The organism is Streptococcus downii (assembly GCF_004353325.1).
Classification (GTDB): Bacteria; Bacillota; Bacilli; order Lactobacillales; family Streptococcaceae; genus Streptococcus; species Streptococcus downii.
On record NZ_MZNX01000005.1, the window covers coordinates 48,324 to 54,323 of the forward strand.

The 6,000-nt window shown below is 41.6% G+C and carries 5 protein-coding genes; 1 reads left to right on the forward strand and 4 read right to left on the reverse strand.

What is annotated here, in order from left to right; genetic code table 11:
• Positions 1 to 56: 56 nt before the first annotated feature.
• The 4 genes from E2R31_RS01770 to E2R31_RS10060 all read right to left on the reverse strand — a co-directional run bounded on the left by E2R31_RS01770 (position 57) and on the right by E2R31_RS10060 (position 5,726).
• On the reverse strand, positions 57 to 1,223 hold the full coding sequence (locus E2R31_RS01770; RefSeq protein WP_132972534.1) for a MalY/PatB family protein: 1,167 nt from the start codon (positions 1,221 to 1,223) through the stop codon (positions 57 to 59).
• A 7-nt stretch (positions 1,224 to 1,230) separates the two neighbouring features.
• Positions 1,231 to 2,325 (reverse strand): cystathionine gamma-synthase, encoded by a 1,095-nt coding sequence (locus E2R31_RS01775; RefSeq protein ID WP_132972535.1) that lies wholly within the window; start codon positions 2,323 to 2,325, stop codon positions 1,231 to 1,233.
• A 145-nt stretch (positions 2,326 to 2,470) separates the two neighbouring features.
• The gene (locus E2R31_RS01780) at positions 2,471 to 4,429 is read right to left on the reverse strand and encodes a peptide ABC transporter substrate-binding protein (RefSeq protein ID WP_132972537.1); all 1,959 of its coding nucleotides are present in this window, start codon (positions 4,427 to 4,429) and stop codon (positions 2,471 to 2,473) included.
• A 559-nt stretch (positions 4,430 to 4,988) separates the two neighbouring features.
• Positions 4,989 to 5,726, reverse strand: a complete 738-nt coding sequence (locus tag E2R31_RS10060; protein WP_279432667.1) for an LPXTG cell wall anchor domain-containing protein — start codon at positions 5,724 to 5,726, stop codon at positions 4,989 to 4,991.
• A 16-nt stretch (positions 5,727 to 5,742) separates the two neighbouring features.
• Here E2R31_RS10060 and E2R31_RS10065 point away from each other — a divergent pair.
• Positions 5,743 to 6,000 (forward strand): hypothetical protein (locus E2R31_RS10065; protein WP_279432668.1); only part of this gene is annotated, 258 nt, incomplete at its 3' end.

The window sequence follows — 6,000 nt, forward strand, 5'->3', positions numbered from 1 at the left end:
TTTTCCCCTATGAAAATAGCCTTCCAGGAAGACTTTTCTCCTAGAAGGCTCGATTCTTAAAGTGTAGCAAAAGTAGTCACGATGCGTTGGCAAACCTCTTCCAGAATTGACTTAGGCATGGCCACATTGAGGCGGGCATGAAGGCTTCCCTCCTCCCCAAAGTCCAAACCTCGGTTCAAGATGACCTTGGCTTCATTTCTCAACAGCTCTTGCAATGTTTCATCAGTCAGGTCATAGGCCGAAAAATCCAACCAAATCAAGTAGGTCCCTTGCGGTTTCATGACCTTAATCTTGGTTTCTTTACCCAAGACCTCCACTACATACTTGATGTGGTCTTCGATGACTTCTTTTAACTCTCCTAGCCAGTCCTTCCCATAACGATAGGCAGCTTCTGTCGCCAAATAACCCAAGCCTGAAATTTCATGCTGGTTATTGGCCAACTGGCGTTTCTGAAAGGCAACTCGAAGTTTGGGATTTTCAATGACAGCATAGGAATTTTTCGTTCCAGCGATATTAAAGGTCTTGGTAGCACTGCTCAAAACAAGAGCAAAGTTTTTAAAGTCTGGATCAATGGTATTAAAAGACTGGTGCTTGTGACCAAAGAGGGCCAAATCTTGGTGAATCTCATCCGAAACCAACAAAACACTATGTTTTTGGCAGAGATGGCCTATCTTTTCTAACACTTCCTTTTCCCAAACACGGCCCCCAGGATTGTGTGGGTTACACAGGATATAGAGTTTGACATCCTCTTTCCCCAAATCCTTCTCCAACTGGTCAAAGTCAATCTCAAACAATCCATCCTTTTCCACCAAAGAATTGGTAATCAATCGGCGATTGTTGAGTTTGACACTGCGGGCAAAAGGCGGATAGACTGGTGTGTTGATTAGAACAGCCTCTCCTTCTTTTGTAAAGGCTTGAATGGCTGTTGAAATAGCTGGTACCACTCCCTCGATAAAGACGAGAGCATCTTTGTCAAAGTGATACCCGTGCTGACTGGCTTCCCAGTCCTGAACCGACTCAATCAAAGCATCACTAGCATAAGTATAGCCATAGACCAACTGATCTGCGTAGGCTTGTACAGCTTGTCGAACTTCAGGCAAAACCACAAAGTCCATATCTGCTATCCAGGCTGGTAGAACTTCTCGATCAGCTTCCGCTTCTTTCCATTTATAGGTATGGTGCCCAAAACGATTGGGCAGGCTTGTAAAATCATATTTCCCCATATCTGTCTTATCCTTCCAAAGCTTGGCGCAAGTCCGCAATCAAATCTCTAGCATCTTCAATCCCAATTGACAAGCGCAAGAGGTCATCTGTTAAGCCATAGGAATGGCGCACTTCTGCTGGAATATCCGCATGGGTTTGCGTCGTCGGATAGGTGATCAGACTCTCAACCCCACCCAAACTTTCCGCAAAAGAGAAGACCTTCAAGCTATTTAAAATATGAGGAATACGTTTTTCATCCACTACTTTAAAGGAAATCATACCCCCACGTCCAGTATAGAGCACTTCCTTGACAGCAGGTGAATCCTTCAAAAAGGCAACCACTTCTTGAGCATTGGCTGTAGAACGCTCCATACGAAGAGGTAGAGTTTTAAGACCACGAATCAACTGATAACTATCAAACGGTGACAAGACAGCACCTGTCGTATTGAGATTGTAGAACAGTTGTTCATATAGTTCTAAACTATTAGTCACAACTACCCCAGCCAAGACATCATTGTGCCCTGCTAAATACTTGGTGGCTGAATGAAGAACAATATCTGCACCATCTTCGATTGGTCGTTGGTAAATCGGACTGTAGAAGGTATTGTCTACGACTACTTTAGCCCCCTTGTCATGAGCTAGTTTTGCTAGTTTTGCAATATCAAATTCTAACATCAAAGGATTGGTTGGCGTTTCGATGTAGAGAACATCCACATGATTTTCCAGCTCAGCAATCAACTCTGCTTCAGTATTAGCATAGGTAAAATGGAAACGGCCTTCTTGCTCCACTTGGTTGAACCAACGGAAAGAACCCCCATACAGATCGCGCACAGCCAAGACTTTACTTCCCACTGGAAAAACACTAAAAGCCAGTACAATCGCAGCCATACCTGAGCTCGTCGCTAGGGCATAGTCTGCTGATTCGATTGCAGCCAAGACTTCCTCCGCCTTACTGCGAGTTGGGTTTTTAGTGCGGGTATAGTCAAATCCAGTAGACTGGCCAAACTCTGGATGCTGATAAGTTGTTGAAAAATGAAGTGGAGTCACCAAGGCACCTGTTGCCTTATCTGACTTGATTCCCGCCTGGGCCAAAATTGTGTTGATGTGTAGTTCTTTGCTCATACAATACCTCCAAATCTATAGTAACTATTGTACCACTTATTTTCGCCAACTCATTTTCTTCTTTTCAAGAGCTAGTTATAGTTTCAAACTATATAAAAGCGATAGTTCCTTGAGAAACTATCGCTTTTCCTGTTGAATAGACTGATTATTTAACGTGTTTTGCCAATTCTTCTTGGGCTTTTTTATTTGATTCTTCTTTTTCTTTCAGCCATTTTTCTTTAGCTTTTTCATACTCAGCAGTTGTCACCGTCTTATCTTGCAACTTAAGATACTTGTATGACTCTACACCTTTATTTCCAGCTTGTGAGAATGGTGCAGAGAATGGAACTGTCTTTCTCAAGCTAGGTGTTCCACCAAGGGAAACGTTTGGAATAGCAAGGGCACTATCAACGAGCCAAGCTTGAATTTCAGCATACTTTTCATAACGTTTTGCTGGATCTTGCTCTTTATTGGCTTCTTCCAACATTTGAGTATAGGTATCAAGTCCAACTGCCTTAGCCTTGTCATTGACCTCACCTGGTTCTAAACCAAAGTTTTGCAACATACCTCCGCTATTAACATTAAAAATATCAAGATAGCTTGACGGATCTAAGTAGTCAGCACTCCAACCACCATTGTAAAGGTCAAAATCCTTCTGGGCTGCTGTCTGAGCTAAATAACCAGAGCTATCATAATCCTCTGTTGACAGTTGTTGGATATCGATAACCACGTTCTCAGTTCCAAGAATAGATTCGATGGATTGTTTCATTGAACTAATCCCTTGAATTTCTGACTTATTGGTCATTTCAACAGTCTTATCCAAGTGAATTGGGAACTGAACACCCTTGGCTTCTAGTTCTTTCTTAGCTTCCGCAAACTTAGCTTTAGCCTTGTCAGGATTGTAGTAAGGATCCTGAGCATCAGCAAAGTTGATTCCTTGCCATTCTTGGCCATAGTTGACCATCTTTTCGGAAACAACATCACCAAAGTCTTTTCCGTTGATACTTACAAATGTAGGAGGTACAACTAGGTTACGAATAATCTTCGTTGCTCCGTCTTCCCCTTGAGATTGTGCCCCATAGGCCGTACGGTTGTAGGCAAAATTGATAGCTTGGCGGAAGTTTTTATTCAGAACTGCTTCTTGGGTAGATTTCTTTTCGATGTCAGTCGTTTTAGAAGTGAAATTATAAGATTTTCTATCTAGGTTAAAGTTCAAGTAGAAAGAAGTGGCATCTTGCATGCTGTAGATGATATTGTCCTTGTTTTTCTCTTTAATCCCTTCAAAGCTTGAGCTATTTGGATAGAGACGTGCGTAGCTGTATACTCCTTCTGTAAAGTTACGTGCTAGGGCATCTTGGTCACTTCCATCATAGTAGGTTAATTTCACATCGTCCACAAAGACATTTTTAGCATCCCAGTAGCTTGGATTTTTCTTGTATTCAATGACGGATTTTGAAACAAAGGATTTCATTAAGAAAGGTCCATTGTACAAAATGTTAGAAGGATCAACCTTACCAAAATCATCCCCTTTTGATTTCAAGAAATCAGCATTGACAGGGAAGAGAATGGTTGAAGTTGTTTTAGAATTCCAGTAAGGTTCTGGTCGAGTCAAAGTGTACTGAACTGTTTGGTCATCAATCGCCTTAACACCGACAGTTGAAAAGTCAGTTGTTTTTCCGTTGATATAGTCATCCAAACCTGCTACAGAATCTTGAACCAAGTACAAGGCTTCAGATTTTTTATCTGCCGCATATTTCAAACCTGTCACAAAGTCTTGAGCAGTTACAGGGGCGTATTCTTCACCTTCGTATGTATACCACTTGGCATCTTTACGAAGTTTGTAGGTATAAGTCAAACCGTCCTTAGAAACGGTCCAATCCTCTGCCAATGATGGAACATAGTTACCGTATTGGTCATTTTCCATCAAACCATCAACCAAATTGGTAACAATATCATTGGTTGTTGCACGGTTCTCTGCTAGATAGTTCAAACTAGATGGATCACTAGAATAGACATAGTTATATGTTTTAGATGAACTTGCTGAGTTCCCACATGCGCTCAATAGGATACCTGCGCTTAACACGACACCTGCCAGTGTCAGATACTTGGCCTTAGACTTTTTCATTTCCAGAACCTCCTGTTTTAGATATTTGCCTTATTATACAGCTTTGGTTTTATTTAGTCAAGCAATTCCTGTCACAAAAGGTCGAAATTATATTATTTTCTCTACAAATTTTAGATTTTTATCTATTTCGTTAGGGATATGCAATGCGTAGTGTAATATTTTTTCCCCTTATTCCTAAGTGCTTTAAAAGCTGTCTTTTAATTCGGATATTCTCTTTGGCGGTGATTAATAACTAGCGAGACATCATTAAGTTCTTTAGAGCGTTTAGAAATGGAAGTCCATCCCTTTTGATTCCAATATCAAGTTGGAGACAATCAGCAAGGATATAAGATGTATAGTATTTGATTTTCAAAATTTCAAAAATTTTAGAATGACGATTCTCGTTACTTTGAATGTTAGAAAAGAGAGAATCAATCTGATTCTCTCTCATGCTTAGTTCGATCTCACCCTCTACAGTTGACAAAGAGCCAAAAACCCCAGATAGCCTTAGGCCATCCGGGGTTCTTGTTTTCATCGCTAAAATGATATCAACAATTTCATTTTAGTCGATTTTTGGGACTTAGTCTTCTAAATCCATTTCAGAAGCTGCTGATTTCTTCTTCTTGCCAAGAAGAGAGGCAGTTGCCAAGGCAGCTACTCCTAATCCAAGACCAGCAAATTGGTTACTTGCAGTTCCTGTATTTGGAAGTTTTCTACCGTTTGAACGTCCTGGTCCAGCAGGTTGTTGTGCAGGAGCTTGTGAGTGGTTCAATGCACTTGAGATTGAAGCACTGTCAGACAAGCTAGCTGAGGTACTTGCACTATTGCTCAAGCTTGTGCTTGCTGATTGGCTCGCACTAGTTGATGCAGATACACTGTTGCTCAAGCTTGCTGAAGTACTTGCTGAAGTTGAGGCATCGCCTGAACCATTGCTTGTACTGATTGAAGCTGATTGGCTTGCAGATACTGATGCGCTAGTTGATTGACTTGCACTTACAGATGCTGAAGCTGATTGGCTAGCTGAGCCATTGCTTGTGCTTGTTGAACCTGAACCGCTACCTGAGTTGTTGCTTGCACTGATTGATGTAGACACGCTGTCACTCAAGCTTGCGCTTGTTGAGAATGACTCACTTACGCTGATTGAAGCTGAAGTACTATCGCTCAATGATACACTTACTGACTTGCTGAGTGAAACTGACTCACTTGCACTTACAGATTCAAGGTAGCTAGGAAGGTTAAACTCTGGCTTAGATTCGCTTGTTGGCTCACCCTTACTATAGCTGAATGAGTTAGATTGTTGTGACGCACTTGTACTCAAACTGCTTGAAACGCTATTGCTAAGTGATGTAGATGTGCTTACGCTGTTACTCAAGCTTACTGAAGTACTTGTTGAAACTGAAGTACTACTTGAGTTGTTGCTTGCTGATTCAGATGCACTGATTGAGGCTGATACGCTGTTGCTCATGCTTGTGCTTGCTGATTCAGATGCACTAATTGAAGCAGACACGCTGTTGCTCATGCTTGTGCTTGCTGATTGGCTCGCACTGATTGAAGCAGACACGCTGTTGCTCAAGCTTGTGCTTACTGATTGG

Coding starts and splice junctions, on each gene's coding strand:
- E2R31_RS01780 (WP_132972537.1), bottom strand. CDS start 4,429: ATGAAAAAGTCTAAGGCCAAGTATCTGACACTGGCAGGTGTCGTGTTA.
- E2R31_RS01775 (WP_132972535.1), bottom strand. CDS start 2,325: ATGAGCAAAGAACTACACATCAACACAATTTTGGCCCAGGCGGGAATC.
- E2R31_RS01770 (WP_132972534.1), bottom strand. CDS start 1,223: ATGGGGAAATATGATTTTACAAGCCTGCCCAATCGTTTTGGGCACCAT.